Here is a 15,725-nt window from a genome sequence, read left to right as displayed (position 1 = left end):
CCTAACCAATATGAAAATTCAAGCTTTTCTATTTTTCCAAAAATAATATAATTATAGGTGGAATTATAAATGGAGAATAAATATGGGATTAATTTTTACAAATAAGGTCGAAAAAGTCGATTTAGAAAAGCTAATGGAAGTCTATAGAGAATCTAATTATGAAAATCTTAATAAGCTTTCTTATCCTAGCCTTGATGATTTAGAAAATGCTTACAAGCAATATTTAGTTAAAGATTTTTTTGCAAATAAAGAAAATTACCTAGCTACCTTAAGGGATGAAAACAATTACTTAGCAGCCCTTAGACTTCATAGGGAAGATGGGGGATATTTAATAGAAGCTATTGAAACAAGAGAAGACTCTAGAAAAAAGGGTTATGGTTCAAGACTTTTAAGCCTAGTAATAAGCAGAGTCCCTGAAGACTTATATTTAAGGTCTGAAGTGGCTGAGGATAATATTAAGTCTATTGGCCTACATAAAAAATTGGGCTTTATTGAAAAAGAAAAAATTGCTAAAGGGCTTTTATTTATAAGATTTGGGCAAAAAAAGAAAGCTATATAGAAAACAGAAGCGGGAAACACTTTCTAGGATAGTTACCTTTAAGTTAAGAAAAAATTATGGTATATGGAGAGTAATCTAAAAATTTGGATATATTCAAATTTTTTGTTTTCTATTTTAGCTTTCTTTGTGTGAAAATCTTTTAAGGATTTATCATTAATTTTAAACTTATCTTTTATTAGATTCGTAGATAGCACCTAGGCCATAACCAAGCCCTAAACATATTATAAAGGCTGCTACTATGCCATCTTTAAGGGATAGACTTGCAAATAGACCAAGCATAGATCCTAGCTGGAGACCCATAAGCTTATAGTTTTTGGTAGCGTTTTCTTGAATGTCGAACATAATTAGTCCTTTCTATTTTTCTATCTCTATCGATTTATCATGATATCTTGCTCTTGCAAATATTATACCAGAAAGCTATAACTTTATCAAGATAATGTACTATCTAAGACCTGAATATTTTATTTTTATTTCAAATTTTACAAACGAAGCCCTAAATTGCGCCAATATATCTACGAAAAAAATTAAAAAGAAAAATCAGTAGTCTCCTACTGATCCGATTATAGAAAGAGTAGTAAAAACAATATGAATTAATCTACTTTTTTGTGATATTAATGCTTAAAATATAGTCTCTATGGGTATTTATGCAACAAAGATTTAGGAACTCTTATCCTAATAGTGCCTAGGACAAGATATGGCAAATTCTCAACAGAGTTTTTTGAAGGATATCAAAGAAATGAAAAACTCCTACTAACAGCAATTATAGACAAATATGTCCAAGTAGTATCAACAAGAAAGGTATCCAAGGTAATAGAAAAGATGTGTGGCAAAACATATTCTAAATCCTTTGTATCATCCCTAACTAAAGAGCTTGACGAAGAAGTAAAACAATGGAGAATAGCGACCTAAGTGGGACAAAGTATCCCTACCTAATAGTAGATGTAGTATACAAAAAAGTAAGGGAAAACAATAAAGTAGTATCAAAAGCTTGTCATATTGCAATAGGAATAACTAAAAAAGGAAATAGAGAAATCATAGGCCTAGATCTAAGTGCTAGTGAAAGTGAATATTCATGGTCGAATTTCTTTGAATATTTAAAATTTAGGGGATTATCTGGGCTAAAAATGGTAATATCAGATGCCCACAAAGGTCTAGTAAAAGCAATTAAGGAAACATTCATAAGTGTAATATGGCAAAGATGCCAGGTTCATTTTCTAAGAAATATCCTATCAAAAGCGCCAAGGAAAAACACAGGAGAATTTAGAACTGATATCAAATCACTATTTATAATCCAAGATATCAACTTGGCAAGAAAAATGAAATATGAGATATTTTTAAAATGTGAGCACGAAAAGAAATTCCAAAACTGCTTAAGTACTTTATATGATGGATTTGAAGATGCCTTTGCCTATTTAACTAAGGATGTAATACATAGCAGACTTAGATCAACAAATTGCTTAGAAAGATTAAATGAAGAACTTAGAAGACGTGAAAAAGTAGTTAGGATATTTCCTAATGAAGATTCAGCTATGCGTTTAATATTTAGCCCGTCGGCTTTTTGAGACCAATCCTCACTGATATTAATGAGGATTGGATAACATCTTCTAAATTATATATTAGAATGAAATAGTAAATATTGTACTAGTAGAATTTACACAGTATTATGGACTTGATTTTTATTTTATTCAAACTTAATTATTAAATTTTATATAACTTATCGAAGGTTATATTTTACCAAATTGTGGGTTAATTCTACGAATAATTTGTCATCATTTTGAGAAATCGTTTTAATTAATTATAGAATATTAGACGTTTTTGAAGAAGTTTGGTTGATTTTAAAGAAGTATGGTGCTATAATGAATATGAAAATGATTTTTGAAAATAGGATAGATATTATAATATCAACACTTAAGGAGAGAAAAGCGGTTTCCAACAAAGAGTTAATCTCAATATTAGGGGTAAGCGAATCAACATTAAGAAGAGATTTGGAGTTCTTAGAAGAGAAAGGATTGGTTAATAGAGTATATGGAGGAGCTACCTTAAATAGAATTGAGGTTGAGGAAAAAAGCTATATTGACAAGGAGGTTGAAAATGTAGACGCTAAAAGGATCATCGCCAATAAAGCATCCAAATATTTAAAAGATTTAAAATATATATATTTAGATGCAGGTACAACAACAAATTACATAATTGATTATATGAAAGATTATGATTTGACTGTTGTCACTAATGGAGTATCGCATTTGGACAAGCTGATTGGAAATAATGTAGATACAAAATTGATATGTGGAAGTATAAAACCCGTTACAAAAGCTATATATGGGGGAGAGGCTCTAGACAACTTAGATAATTATAATTTTGATGCAGCCTTCATAGGTGCAAATGGTATTGGAAAAAATCAATTCACAACACCTGATATAAACGAGGCTGAAGTAAAAAGAAAAGTTATCGAAAGGAGTAATCAAACATATATTTTGGCAGATTCATCAAAAATTGGAAAAATTTATTTTTCTAAAATATGCAACTATGATCAAGCAATATTGATAACAGAATTGTCAGAAAATGAATTTAATGAAAAGAGGAGAAATTATGAAAAAAAACATACTAAGTAAAATAATTGGTTTCGCATTTTGCGTTTTAGCATTAACTGCTTGTGGCAATAACGAAACAAAAGATAACAAGGCTGAGGTTAGTAATAAAGCTGAGGTTAGTAATGAAGCTACTGAAGACAATGGTGGCAAAAAACTTAAATTTGCTTTCCTTACAAACACACAAAATAACACATTCCAAATAGCTATGAATGATGTTTATGAAAAGCTTTGCAAAGAGAAAGGTATCGAATATACAATGTTTGACCCAGATTATGATTTAAACACTCAATTAAATCAAATTAATGATGCGGCAAATCAAGGATATGATGCAGTATTCATTATTCCTGTAGATTCAGCAGGTATAAGAGGAGGACTTGAAGAGTTAAACAATAAGAATGTTCCTGTACTAAACGTGGATACAGCTGTTATCGAACATGATAGAGATTTGGTTCAAACTATAGTAGCTACAGATGCATTTATGGCAGGAAAACTTGTTGCTGAGGAATTGGTTAAAAACAACCCTGATGGCGCTAAAATTGCGATATTAGATTTTCCAGAAAATGAGAGTTGTGTTCAAAGAGTTGCTGGATTTATGTCTGTAATTGAAAAAGATAGCAAATATGAAATAGTAGCTCAACAAGATGGTAAAGCAGCATTAGATGAATCATTAACAAAAACAGAAGATATAGTTCAAGCTAATCAAGATTTAGATGCTATATTTGCTATAAATGACCCATCTGCTTTAGGTGCTGCAGCTGCTCTACAATCATCTGGTTTAACTGGTAAGATTCAAGTGTATTCAATAGATGCATCTCCTGATGGTAAAGCTGCATTAATAGATGGACAATTTACAGCGGTATCAGCACAAGTTCCTAAACAAATCGCAGAAAAATCTGTAGAATTAGCATTAAAATTATTAAATGGAGAAAAAATAGAAAAGGAAAATTATCTACCATCTCACAATGTAACAATTGAAGAGGCAAAAAAGACTATTGATGATTGGCAATAAAAGGAATTATTATGACTAATTATGTATTAGAAATGAAAAATATTTCCAAAAAATTTGGCATTGTTACTGCATTGGAAAATGCATATTTAGCTTTAAAAGAGGGTGAGGTTCACGCATTAGTTGGAGAAAATGGTGCAGGCAAATCAACTCTCATGAAAATATTAGGCGGGATTTACTCGCCTAATACTGGAGATATATTGATTGATGGTGAAAAAACAGAAATTAATGACGTACTTGATGCCCAATCTAAAGGTATAAGTATTATTCACCAAGAAATTGTTATGGTGCCAGAACTTAGCGTTGGTCAAAATATATTTTTGGGAAGAGAACCTAGAAACAAATATGGCTTAATTGATTATGATAAGATTTATAATGATTCTAACAATATGTTAAAAGAATTTGGTTTGGACATAGATTCAAGAACTAAAGTCGGTCAATTAAATATCGCTAATCAACAACTAGTAGAAATAATTAAAGCAATATCATTTAATGTAAAAATATTGGTTATGGATGAGCCTACGTCATCACTTTCCGATAAAGATGTTGAAGTTCTATTTAAATTAATCAATTCATTAAAGAAGAGCGGTATAAGTATAGTTTATATCACTCACAGATTTGAGGAAATATTTAAGATAACAGATACCATAACAGTAATGCGTGATGGTAATTATATAAACACTGTAAAAACAAAAGATACAAATTCAGATGAGCTTGTATCAATGATGGTAGGAAGAGAGATAGAATCTCTTTACTCTAATAGAGTAAAAAATATTAGTGATAGAACTGCACTTGAGGTTAAAAATTTAAATTCGGATGTTTTAAATGATATTAATTTTAATGTCCGAGCAGGAGAAATTGTTGGTTTCGCTGGTCTTGTTGGCTCAGGTAGAAGTGAATTAATGGAAACAATTTTTGGTATCAGAGATTATTCTTCAGGGGAAATATTGATTGATAATAAAGGTGTAGTAATAAAGTCTGTAATGGATGCTATGCATAATGGTATAGGGCTTGTTCCTGAGAATAGAAAAGAACAAGGTTTAGTACTTAACAATTCTATAAACTTTAATATTACCCTACCAGTAATTAGCGAATTTACTAAAAATCAAATAATAGATGAACGTATGAGGAAAGATTTATCTAAGGATTTTTCTGATTTATTGAAGATAAAATCTCCTAATGTTGACTTTCCAGTGGTTAATTTATCTGGAGGAAATCAACAAAAGGTGGTTATTGGAAAGTGGCTTGCCACTAAACCTAAGATTCTAATATTAGACGAACCTACTAAAGGAGTTGATGTTGGGGCTAGGTCAGAAATCTATCAAGTTATTAATAATTTATCTGAAGAAGGCATAGCTGTTATTATAGTATCATCTGATTTGCCAGAAATTATTAATATGGTAGATAGGTCTTATGTCATGAGAGGCGGATCTATAGTTGGTGAAGTTTCCGGGAAAGACATAAATCAGGAAAAAATAATGCATTATGCAACAGGAGGTCGTTAATGGAATCGGTAAAAAGAATAATTAAAAATAATAAAGGTATATTGGTTGTTCTTGCAATCTTATTTATACTTATATCAATAGTGTCACCAGTATTTCTATCTGTACAAAACTTGATCACTTTATTACAACAAGTAGCTATCAATGTTATTATAGCTCTAGGGATGACACTGGTAATCATATTAGGAGGAATTGACCTTTCAGTAGGTTCAATAGTAGCACTTTCTGGAACACTTTGTGTGGGATTAGTCGAAAATTTCAATCTTAATATAATACTAGCTGTACTATTAAGTATAGTTATAGGAACTTTAATAGGACTAATTAATGGAAAAATAATTACAAAGTTTAAGTTACCAGCATTTATTGTAACTTTAGCGACTATGAATATAGCTAGAGGAGCTGCTTATTTGTACAGTGGCGGTAGATCTTTAAGAAGCACAAATGAAATTTTTTCTAGAATAGGTAATACAAGATTGTTTGGAGTTTTACCAATATCTATATTATATATGTTTGTTTTAGTTGCTATATTTTCTGTGTTACTTTCAAAAACAAAATTTGGAACCTATGTTTATGCTATAGGTGGAAATAGACAAGCTGCATCCTTCTCAGGTATACAAAACGAAAAAGTTGAAACAATTGTATATGTATTGTCAGGATTTTTAGCAGCTTTGGCTGGTGTTGTATTGGCTTCAAGAATGTATTCTGGACAACCATCTGTTGGACAGGGATATGAGATGAACGCTATCGCTGCATGTGTACTTGGTGGCGTTTCAATGTCAGGAGGTCAAGGAAATATTTCTGGAACTTTCTTTGGAGCTATTGTTATAGGTATAGTTAGCAATGGTTTGAACTTAGTGGGCATTAGCTCTTTCTGGCAGTTAGTTATAATGGGAATAATAATTCTATTAGCTGTAATAGTCGATGCTAAAAGAGATACATTTTTATCTAAGAAAAAAGGAAAAAAATAATGACAAATAATAATAGTATGCTTATAAATATAACGAATCCATATGGTTACGTTAGAGAGAATGAACCTGTAAAAGTCGAATTAAACTTTGAAAATTACGATATTGATGTAAAAGGATTAACATTATTTGATGAAGATGGTAATGACGTAAGAATTCAATTATTTGATACTGTATTAGAATCTGAAAATATAAAATCAACCAAAATATTCTTCTTTACAGATTTTCAAGAGGGAGAATTCACTAAAAGATTTAAACTGCAATTAGATGAAAATGCAAAAATGTGTAATGATGAAAAATTTGAAGGTATCAAAGAGATTCAAACATCAGAAGAAGACGGTTTTGTCAGATTGGATACAGGATATTATATTCTTGAACTTTGTGAAGGTAAGGCCGACGGAACTTCTAGTGGTAAGTGGGGAATAAGATACTTTAAAAATAAAAAGGAAGATAAAAATCTTATAATTAATAATTCCAATGCTATTGGAGGATTTTATGGACCATTCTTTACTCCAGCTAATGGCTTAATAAATCCACCAGAACATACAAAGGTTAAAATTACACCTGAAGTTGTCGGTGACTTATATCATAGGTATATATTTGAAGGAACAATACCTGATGGATTAGATGTTAATTTAAGGAATAAGAAATTTAAGATCACATGGGAATTCTATTATAATAGTCCTTTGTTTGATAGAAAATATGAAATAGATGATTTCCATACTCTAGTTGATGGAACTCCTGTAGATAACTTGATAACTGTAGGTGATGAGTTTGAAGGAGGAAAGGGTGAACTAATATTTGATAGATTTGCAACCTATAAGTCAACAAACTATAGAGCTGGCGATCCATATGCAAAAGTACTTTATGATAATATTTATGATATACTTGAAAACGCTGATCACTCAGACAATGAAAAATTAAGAAGATATCGAGAAAGCATTGGCGAGGAATTAAATGACGTTTCTTGGGATTATTTCTGGAGATTATTTTCTGTAAAAGAGGGAGTATTAACGGATGATGATATCAAAGATCATATAGAAAGTATATTACCTATAGCACATAAAGCTGTTTATAGTGATGAAAGATTTAAAAATGTAATAACTTCCAACGATGGTATCAACATAGATGAAGTAGAAGAACAGACAATTTTCCCTATTAAAGCTAATAAAACATGTGAATGGAATACAAAAACAGGTTATTCAATGGTGTGGTATACATCTAACGTAGTAGATAGGTATCAAATTGTACAAAGATCGGATTCAGGATGGGTTAACTGGGGAACCAACGGAGAAAATGAATATCCTGAATTAAAAAATGGCTCAGAAATAAGATGTTCTTATGGTAAATTCTCAAACTGGGAAGAAATTGCTGAAAAAATGGAATATCCAGTTATAGGAAGGCAAGGAAGCCTGATATAGATAATATTCTTTAAAAATCCCCATCAGTTTTTAACTTTTGGGGGTTTTTAAATATATTTTATTTACAAGATAAAATAATTCGAGAAAAAATGAGTTGGTAGATTGTTAATGTTTAGGAGGTAGTATGTTTGGAATATTAGAAGCAGGCGGTACTAAAATGATTTGTGCTGTTGGTGATAGAAATTTAGAGGTTAAGGACGAAATCAGGATTGATACCAGAGGACCGGTTGAGACTTTCGCTGACATTAAGGATTTTTTTGCAAAATATAAGGGTGAGATAGAATCAATTGCCATTGGCTCTTTTGGTCCTATTGATGTAAATCCTGATTCAGATGATTATGGCAAGATTTTGAATACTCCAAAAGAGGGATGGAAAGACTTTAATATTAAAAAAAGCCTTGAGGAAGATTTCCCTGTGCCAATTTTTGTGACAACAGATGTCAATGCTTCAGCCTATGGCGAATATAAGGTCGGCTCTGGTGAAGGCAAGACTAGTCTTGCTTACTATACTGTGGGTACAGGAATTGGCGGTGGTTTTGTTCAAAATGATAATTTTATAGGAGGTGCCAGTCACCCAGAAATGGGCCACATGATTATAAAAAAAGATCCAAGAGATACTTATGAGGGCGGATGTATGTGCCACGGCGATTGCCTTGAGGGCCTTGCATCTGGACCAAACATAGAAAAAAGACTTGGTAAAAGTGGTCAGGATCTTGACTATGATGACGAGTTTTGGGATATAGAAGCATCCTACCTTGCCCAAGCAGCTTATAACACTAGCCTTATGTTTAGTCCAGAAGTTATAGTATTTGGCGGCGGAGTTATGCAGGTTGATGGCCTTATTGAGAAGGTGAGAGAAAAGTTTGAAGGTTTGATGAATGGTTATGTAAATCTTCCTGACCTAGAATCTTACATTGTAAGACCAAAATACGACGGCAAGTCTGCTACCTTAGGGCTTTTAATCCTCGCTCAAAAAATCTTATAAAAAACAAGGCTCCATGAGGGGCCTTTTGTAATGAGCAAGTTTAGTTAAGAGAATTCAATAAAGTATCTTATTTTTGACCAAAAAAGAGGAAGACATTGATCAATATTTTATTTTTGGTAAAGCTTTTTCTTATCAAGGATATGGGCAAACAGATAGCCAAATCCCAGTCAAGCTAGGAATACTAAAGTTATATTTTCTTTTAAAGTTAAGTTAGAATAAGCACCAAGGGGCGCTATAACTTGCGTTAAAATAGTCTTATAAAAACTAAAATAGTTTTTTTATAATTAAACATTGCAAGTCTTTTCTATGGAATAATAATTCCATATCTTCTTATTAGATATTTACCTAGCTAATCCACTTTTATTTATATTCTGCCACTATTTTTATTATTTTATCAAAAGATAACATGATAAGATATTCTAAATATCAAGAAAAAAATCTCAATCAGCTTATACTAGCCATCTGAGATTTAAAAGAATTAATAATTTTAATTTTTATGATGAAATTGAAACTGATTTAGCCACGCCATTTTCTACAAATATTATTAGGCCTAGGCCTGATTCTTTTACTTCTTCAAAATATTTGACAAATTCATCCCTTGTCATTTCTTTAGCTGGTGCCATACCGCCTACAGCCTCAAATACTGTATCATCATCGATTAGGAAGGAATTGTCTTCTTTATTTTCGATTTCTTTGACATTCTCATAATCAGCTGGGTCTTTGAGATAATCAAATGATCCTGATACGATAAGTTTGTCATCTTCAATTTTAGCTTCATAAGCAGTAGAAGTGATATAGTCTTTACCCTCACCCTTAAGGCTAGCTATAAGACTTGTCACATATTTACCATCGTCTTTAAGAGTATTTTCATCTTCTTTAGATTCTTTATCTTTGGATGGTGCTTTTTCCTTTTTATCTATCTTTTTGTCTTCTTTTTTCATATCAGCTTTTTTAACTTCTATAGTTTCTTTTTTGATATTTTCATCATCTTTATCTGTATTTTCTGCTGTAGCCTTTGCATCTTGGTCATCTCTTGCAGGCTTGTTCTCGCTTGCCTTATTTGGGGTATTTATATCTTCGCCTTTATCTTCGCTTGCAACAGCTTCAGGTTCTGTAATTTCACTTGTTTGTGGTTTAGTATCATCACAAGCTACTAGGGCTAGTGCCATCATTGAAATTATTACTGGTTTTAAAAGTTTATTTTTCATATTCCACCTCACCCTTATTATACCCTAAATAAGATTTTAAAAACTTAAAATCCCTGTAAGTTTTGATAAAATTGGGTATTTATATAGTAGATGAGTAGTAGAATTAGGAAGATGTTTATATTAAAATACTAAGATAATTAATTTTGATAAAAATTATCATGATTTTTTAGCTAAGTTTGAAAGATGACATTGTTCTTTTAGTTATCTTGATAAAACTTGCTTTCTACTCAAACAAATTTATAAGATATTTGACAGAAAAAATATTCTTGACAAAACGTTTTCTTAATATTATAATTTACTCATAAGGATAATAATGTAAGGAGGATTATATGCTTTTTAAAACAACAGAACAACACGAAGAGCTTAGAAAAAAAGTTAGAGCTTTCGCAGAAGAAAAGGTAAAACCAATAGCCTTCGACCTCGATCAAAATAACCAATTTCCTGATGATATAGTTAAGGAAATGGGTGAAATGGGCCTTATGGGTATACCATATCCAAAAGAATATGGTGGAGCAGGACTTGATGTTACCTCTTACGCTATAACAGTTGAAGAATTATCTAGAGTAGACGGTGGTGTGGGCGTTATTTGCTCAGCACATACTTCTTTAGGTAGCTGGCCAATCTTTGGTTTTGGTACAGAAGAACAAAAACAAAAATACTTAGTTCCACTTGCAAAAGGTGAAAAAATCGGTGCTTTTGGTCTTACAGAAGAAAACGCTGGTTCAGATGCTGGTGGTACAGAAACTACAGCAGTTCTTGATGGAGATTACTATATCCTAAACGGTAAGAAAATCTTTATCACAAATGCACCAAAAGCTGACATATATGTAGTATTTGCAGTTACTACACCAGGTATTGGTACACATGGTATCTCTGCTTTCATAGTAGAAAAAGAATTTGAAGGATTCACCTTCTCAGACCACTATGACAAATTAGGTATCAGATCATCTTCAACAGCAGAACTTCATTTTGACAATGTAAAAGTTCCAAAAGAAAACTTACTTGGTAAAGAAGGCCAAGGATTTAAGATAGCTATGGCTACCTTAGACGGTGGTAGAATCGGTATAGCTTCTCAAGCCCTAGGTATCGGCCAAGGAGCATATGAATCCGCTCTTACTTATGCAAAAGAACGTGAACAATTTGGTATGCCAATAGCTCACCTACAAAGAAATACATTCAAACTTGCTGATATGGCAACATATCTACGTGCAGCAAGACTAATGATCTATTCTGCAGCAGAACTTAAAGAAAATCACGAAAGATATTCTGCAGAAGCAGCAATGGCTAAACAAGTAGCATCAGACCTTGCAATGAAGATAACAACAGAAGCTATCCAACTATATGGTGGTTCAGGTTATATCAAGGGTGTAGATGTAGAAAGATTCTTTAGAGATGCTAAGATAACACAAATCTACGAAGGAACCAATGAAATCATGAGAGTAGTAGTTGGTGCTAGTACAGTAGGTCGTGCTCCAAAGATGAAAAGAGCAGGCTCAGCTGCTAAATCAGGTCCAATCGCAGGTGTTCGTAAAGGTGAAATCTTTGAAGGAGACCCAAAAGAAGCAGTTAAAAACCTAGTAGCAGCCCTCAAAAAAGACGGCTACGACTTTACAATAGGCATCGACCCAATGACACCAATTGGCGAAGCACAAAGAGTAGTAGTAGCAGGCCGTGGTATAGGTGAAAAGAAAAACATGAAGCTAATAGAAGACCTAGCTTACCAAGCAGGAGCAGCTATTTCATCATCTAGACCAGTAGCAGAAACATTAAAATACGTACCACTAGATAGATACATCGGTATGTCTGGACAAAGCTTTAGAGGCAACCTATACATCGGTGTAGGTGTATCAGGAGCAGGCCAACACTTAAAAGGCATGAAAGATGCATCAACAATAGTAGCAATCAACAACAGCAAAAACGCTCCAATCTTCAATAACTGTGACTACGGTATAGTAGGCGATGCAATGGAAATTCTTCCACTATTAATCAAAGAACTTGATAATGGCCAAGAAAAGAAACCAGCACCACCACAACCAAAAATCAAAAGAAGTAAACCAAGAAAAATGGCTCCAAAAGAAGACGTTTATCTAGACCTAGGTTCAGGATATGAATATGACCCAGAAGTAGGCGATCCAAGCCAAGGAATAGAACCAGGAACACCATTTGACAAACTACCTGACAGCTGGGTAAGCCCAGTATCTGGCGAAGCAAAAGAAGAATTCATCAGAATGGAATTCCCAGAAGATAGAAAGTAGTAGGAGGAAATAATGTATACAGTTAGAAAAGTAACAGATGATTTATATTATGTAGGTGGCGATGATAGAAGACTTGCCTTATTTGAAAATATATTTCCAATACCTGAAGGCGTATCTTATAACTCCTACCTATTAATGGATGAAAAAACAGTTTTAATCGATGCAGTAGACTGGGCAATAACAAGAGAATACATGGTAAACGTAGCAAGAGTATTAGATGGCAGGGACCTAGACTACTTGATTGTTCACCACATGGAACCAGACCACTGCTCATCAATAGAATTGATGCTACAAAGATATCCAAACCTAAAGATAATTTCTTCTGAAAAAGGAGTTATGTTCATGAGACAATTTGGTTATCACGTAGACGATAGATACATCGAAGTAAAAGAAGGCGACACAGTAAGCTTTGGTAAACACGAATTCACCTTCGTAGAAGCACCAATGGTACACTGGCCAGAAGTATTAATGTCATATGATTCATATGACAAAGTCCTATTCTCAGCAGATGCCTTTGGATCATTTATCGCAAACAACGGTAGACTATTCGCAGACGAAGTAAACTGGGATAGAGACTACCTAGACGAAGGACGTAGATACTACACAAACATCGTAGGTAAATACGGTACATTCGTACAAAAGGCCCTAGCAAAAGCAGGTGGTCTAGACCTCAAATACATCTGCCCACTACACGGCCTAGTATGGAGAGATAACTTCGGCTACATCATCGACAAATACGTACACTGGGCAACCTACGAACCAGAAGAAGAAGGTGTCCTAATCGTATATGCATCAATGTATGGTAACACAGAATTTGCAGCCCAAGCCCTAGCAAGCAAGCTATGTGAAAAAGGCATGACCAACATCTCCTTAAGAGACGTATCAAGCACTCATGTATCAACCCTAATAGCAGAAAGCTTCAAATACTCAAACATAGTCCTAGCATCTGTAACCTACAACCTAGGAATCTATCCAGTAATGCTCAACTACCTAGAAGACATGAAAGCACTAAATCTACAAAACAGAGCAATCTCAATCATAGGTAACGGAACATGGGCTCCACAAGCAGCAGAAAAAATGGAAAAATTCATAGACGAAGAACTAAGACTAATGGACGTTCTACCAGAAAGCTTAGACATAGTATCATCACTAAAGAAAGCAAAAGAACCAGACATGGATGCCATAGTAGATGGAATCTTCGACTCAATGAAGAAGAGAAGAGAAGAAAAAGCAAAAGCAGCTTCTCAAAAGAAGGGCAAAAAATAAGTAAAAATCTAAAAGGCGGGGAAATCCTCGCCTTTTTGTGTGGAATTTTTTTTCAAGCCTACTTATAGGGAATTGAAAGCAGGCTTGAAAAAATCAATCTTCTCCTTATAATGGTAAAAAGTAGAAGATGTCAATTACAATTTAAAATTGATAGTGATAAGTCAATGTAAAATCATTTTAAAATTATAAATAGGAGAAAAAATGAACTTAAAATCACAAGAATCTAGAAAAATAGCGCCTGAGCTTGACCCTTTAAGAATAGGAATGGGCTGGGAAGTTGAAGATCTATCTAAGGCTCAAATCTACATAGGCTCAACCTTTGGAGACTCCCATCCAGGATCAGCACATTTGGATAGTTTGGTTGAAATAGCTAGGAAAGAAATTTACGATAAAGGTGGATTTGGGTCAAGATATTATTACACAGACATGTGCGATGGCCAAAGCCAGGGAACAGACGGGATAAATTATTCCTTAGTCAGTAGGGAGATGATTGCAAATATGATTGAAATTCAAGCAAGTGCCCTACAATTTGACTCTGCAATTTTTGTAGCATCTTGTGATAAGGGAGCGCCCGGATCCTTGATGGGCATGTTAAGGGTAGACTTGCCAGCTGTATTTCTTCCTGGTGGAGTCATGGCAGCAGGGCCAGAAATGCTAACCCTAGAGCAACTTGGCATGTATTCTGCCCAATATGAAAGAGGAGAAATTACAGAAGAAAAATTAAACTGGGCCAAGCACAAGGCCTGTCCATCTTGTGGGGCCTGCTCTTTTATAGGCACAGCCACAACCATGCAAATAATGGCAGAAGCCCTAGGTCTTGCCCTACCAGGAAGTGCAGTCTTACCTGCCATAGGAGATGATATTAAAAAATACGCTCAGATGGCAGGAGCTAGAGCCTTTGAAATAGCAGGCGATGAGTCTATGAGGCCATCTAATATTTTAACAAAGAAAAGCTTTGAAAATGCCATCCTAATCCACGCAGCCATATCAGGATCAACCAATGCCATGATGCACCTTCCAGTCATAGCCCACGAACTAGGCATAGAAATAGATGGGGATGACTTTGATAGAATCCATAGAAAGGTAAACTTCCTACTAAATATAAGGCCAGCTGGCAGATGGCCTGCAGAATTATTTTATTACGCAGGAGGCCTTCCAGCTGTTATGAAAGAATGCTATGACCTACTAAATCTAGATGAGATGACCATAACAGGTAAAACAATCAGAGAAAACCTAAAAGATTTAGAAAGATATGGATATTTTGAAAAGTGTCAGGGCCTTCTTGATAAATTCAATGAGAAATTTAAGCTAAATATCAAAAAAGAAGATATAATATTTCCTTATTACAAACCAATAAGTGTGGGTGGGTCAGTCGCAGTCCTAAAGGGCAACCTAGCCCCAGAAGGAGCAGTCATAAAGCATACAGCCTGTCCTAAAGAGATGTTTGTGGCAGAACTTATCGCAAGGCCTTTTGATAGCGAAGAAGAATGCCTAAAAGCAGTATTAAATAAAGAAATCAACAAGGGTGAAGCAGTATTTATCAGGCACGAAGGCCCAGTTGGAAGTGGCATGCCAGAGATGTTTTATACATCAGAAGCGATCTCATCAGACAAGGACCTTGGAGCATCAATAGCCCTAATAACAGATGGTAGGTTTTCTGGAGCATCAACTGGACCAGTCATAGGCCATGTAAGCCCAGAAGCAGCCAAAGGAGGCCCTATTAGCCTAGTAGAAGAGGGAGATATAATCGAAATAAATATCCCTGAAAGAAGGCTAAATATAATAGGAATAAATAGGGGAAAATGTAGTGAGGAAGAAGTCGAAAAGATCTTGGAGAGTAGAAGAAAAAAATATAAAAAAAAGGACCCAAAATACAAGAGGGGAGCCATCAAAATTTTGATGGAACATTCAGTAAGTCCAATGAAGGGTGCTTATTTGGAATTTGATGATTAGGAGTTTTCAAATAC

The 15,725-nt window shown here is 33.9% G+C and carries 14 protein-coding genes; 12 read left to right on the top strand and 2 right to left on the bottom strand.

Translation table 11 applies throughout. The features are described from left to right. Positions 1-82: 82 nt before the first annotated feature. A complete protein-coding gene (locus NH286_RS04385; RefSeq protein ID WP_265237200.1) occupies positions 83-559 on the top strand; it encodes a GNAT family N-acetyltransferase in 477 nt (158 codons plus the stop codon). A 165-nt stretch (positions 560-724) separates the two neighbouring features. Here NH286_RS04385 and NH286_RS04380 read toward each other — a convergent pair whose 3' ends face one another. Further along, the gene (locus NH286_RS04380; protein ID WP_265214539.1) at positions 725-901 is read right to left on the bottom strand and encodes a hypothetical protein; all 177 of its coding nucleotides are present in this window, start codon (positions 899-901) and stop codon (positions 725-727) included. 336 nt (positions 902-1,237) lie between these two features. Between NH286_RS04380 and NH286_RS04375 the strand changes: the two genes are divergently transcribed. The 8 genes from NH286_RS04375 (at position 1,238) to NH286_RS04340 (ending at position 9,029) form a co-directional block, all read left to right on the top strand. After that, entirely contained in the window at positions 1,238-1,468 is a 231-nt protein-coding gene (locus NH286_RS04375) for a transposase (RefSeq protein WP_265237198.1), read from the top strand. After that, the gene (locus tag NH286_RS04370) at positions 1,450-2,121 is read left to right on the top strand and encodes an IS256 family transposase (RefSeq protein WP_265237197.1); all 672 of its coding nucleotides are present in this window, start codon (positions 1,450-1,452) and stop codon (positions 2,119-2,121) included. Before NH286_RS04375 ends, NH286_RS04370 begins: the two co-directional genes overlap by 19 nt. Positions 2,122-2,415: 294 nt before the next feature. Further along, entirely contained in the window at positions 2,416-3,171 is a 756-nt protein-coding gene (locus tag NH286_RS04365) for a DeoR/GlpR family DNA-binding transcription regulator (protein ID WP_265237195.1), read from the top strand. Further along, positions 3,149-4,159, top strand: a complete 1,011-nt coding sequence (locus tag NH286_RS04360; RefSeq protein WP_265237193.1) for a sugar ABC transporter substrate-binding protein — start codon at positions 3,149-3,151, stop codon at positions 4,157-4,159. The genes NH286_RS04365 and NH286_RS04360 overlap by 23 nt, the downstream gene beginning before the upstream one ends. An 11-nt stretch (positions 4,160-4,170) precedes the next feature. After that, positions 4,171-5,661 carry a sugar ABC transporter ATP-binding protein gene (locus tag NH286_RS04355; RefSeq protein ID WP_265237191.1) on the top strand — a complete coding sequence of 497 codons (1,491 nt, stop codon included), beginning with the start codon at positions 4,171-4,173 and terminating at the stop codon, positions 5,659-5,661. Then, positions 5,661-6,626: an ABC transporter permease gene (locus NH286_RS04350; protein ID WP_265237189.1), complete on the top strand. Its 966-nt coding sequence runs from the start codon at positions 5,661-5,663 to the stop codon at positions 6,624-6,626. Before NH286_RS04355 ends, NH286_RS04350 begins: the two co-directional genes overlap by 1 nt. Beyond that, the gene (locus NH286_RS04345; protein ID WP_265237187.1) at positions 6,626-8,044 is read left to right on the top strand and encodes a hypothetical protein; all 1,419 of its coding nucleotides are present in this window, start codon (positions 6,626-6,628) and stop codon (positions 8,042-8,044) included. The genes NH286_RS04350 and NH286_RS04345 overlap by 1 nt, the downstream gene beginning before the upstream one ends. A gap of 124 nt (positions 8,045-8,168) precedes the next feature. Beyond that, a complete protein-coding gene (locus NH286_RS04340) occupies positions 8,169-9,029 on the top strand; it encodes an ROK family protein (RefSeq protein ID WP_265237185.1) in 861 nt (286 codons plus the stop codon). 494 nt (positions 9,030-9,523) lie between these two features. On the opposite strand, the gene NH286_RS04335 is transcribed toward NH286_RS04340, so the two are convergent. Beyond that, positions 9,524-10,237, bottom strand: a complete 714-nt coding sequence (locus NH286_RS04335; protein WP_265237183.1) for a hypothetical protein — start codon at positions 10,235-10,237, stop codon at positions 9,524-9,526. Positions 10,238-10,566: 329 nt separating this feature from the next. Here NH286_RS04335 and NH286_RS04330 point away from each other — a divergent pair, with 329 nt between their 5' ends. The 3 genes from NH286_RS04330 (at position 10,567) to ilvD (ending at position 15,711) form a co-directional block, all read left to right on the top strand. After that, on the top strand, positions 10,567-12,492 hold the full coding sequence (locus tag NH286_RS04330; protein WP_106461301.1) for an acyl-CoA dehydrogenase family protein: 1,926 nt from the start codon (positions 10,567-10,569) through the stop codon (positions 12,490-12,492). 12 nt (positions 12,493-12,504) lie between these two features. Next, positions 12,505-13,758, top strand: coding sequence for an FprA family A-type flavoprotein (locus NH286_RS04325; RefSeq protein WP_106461302.1), 1,254 nt, complete (start codon positions 12,505-12,507; stop codon positions 13,756-13,758). A gap of 201 nt (positions 13,759-13,959) precedes the next feature. Then, entirely contained in the window at positions 13,960-15,711 is a 1,752-nt protein-coding gene (gene ilvD / locus NH286_RS04320; protein WP_265237181.1) for a dihydroxy-acid dehydratase, read from the top strand. The last annotated feature ends 14 nt before the right edge of the window (positions 15,712-15,725 follow it).

The organism is Anaerococcus sp. NML200574, assembly GCF_026131665.1.
Taxonomy (GTDB): domain Bacteria; phylum Bacillota; class Clostridia; order Tissierellales; family Peptoniphilaceae; genus Anaerococcus; species Anaerococcus kampingae.
This window is presented reverse-complemented; position numbering and strand designations above follow the sequence as displayed.

Bases quoted from the DNA above. Each gene is read 5' to 3' on its own strand.
- NH286_RS04385 (WP_265237200.1), top strand. From the start codon at position 83: ATGGGATTAATTTTTACAAATAAGGTCGAAAAAGTCGATTTAGAAAAG.
- NH286_RS04380 (WP_265214539.1), bottom strand. From the start codon at position 901: ATGTTCGACATTCAAGAAAACGCTACCAAAAACTATAAGCTTATGGGT.
- NH286_RS04370 (WP_265237197.1), top strand. From the start codon at position 1,450: ATGGAGAATAGCGACCTAAGTGGGACAAAGTATCCCTACCTAATAGTA.
- NH286_RS04365 (WP_265237195.1), top strand. From the start codon at position 2,416: ATGAATATGAAAATGATTTTTGAAAATAGGATAGATATTATAATATCA.
- NH286_RS04360 (WP_265237193.1), top strand. From the start codon at position 3,149: ATGAAAAAAAACATACTAAGTAAAATAATTGGTTTCGCATTTTGCGTT.
- NH286_RS04355 (WP_265237191.1), top strand. From the start codon at position 4,171: ATGACTAATTATGTATTAGAAATGAAAAATATTTCCAAAAAATTTGGC.
- NH286_RS04350 (WP_265237189.1), top strand. From the start codon at position 5,661: ATGGAATCGGTAAAAAGAATAATTAAAAATAATAAAGGTATATTGGTT.
- NH286_RS04345 (WP_265237187.1), top strand. From the start codon at position 6,626: ATGACAAATAATAATAGTATGCTTATAAATATAACGAATCCATATGGT.
- NH286_RS04340 (WP_265237185.1), top strand. From the start codon at position 8,169: ATGTTTGGAATATTAGAAGCAGGCGGTACTAAAATGATTTGTGCTGTT.
- NH286_RS04335 (WP_265237183.1), bottom strand. From the start codon at position 10,237: ATGAAAAATAAACTTTTAAAACCAGTAATAATTTCAATGATGGCACTA.
- NH286_RS04330 (WP_106461301.1), top strand. From the start codon at position 10,567: ATGCTTTTTAAAACAACAGAACAACACGAAGAGCTTAGAAAAAAAGTT.
- NH286_RS04325 (WP_106461302.1), top strand. From the start codon at position 12,505: ATGTATACAGTTAGAAAAGTAACAGATGATTTATATTATGTAGGTGGC.
- ilvD (WP_265237181.1), top strand. From the start codon at position 13,960: ATGAACTTAAAATCACAAGAATCTAGAAAAATAGCGCCTGAGCTTGAC.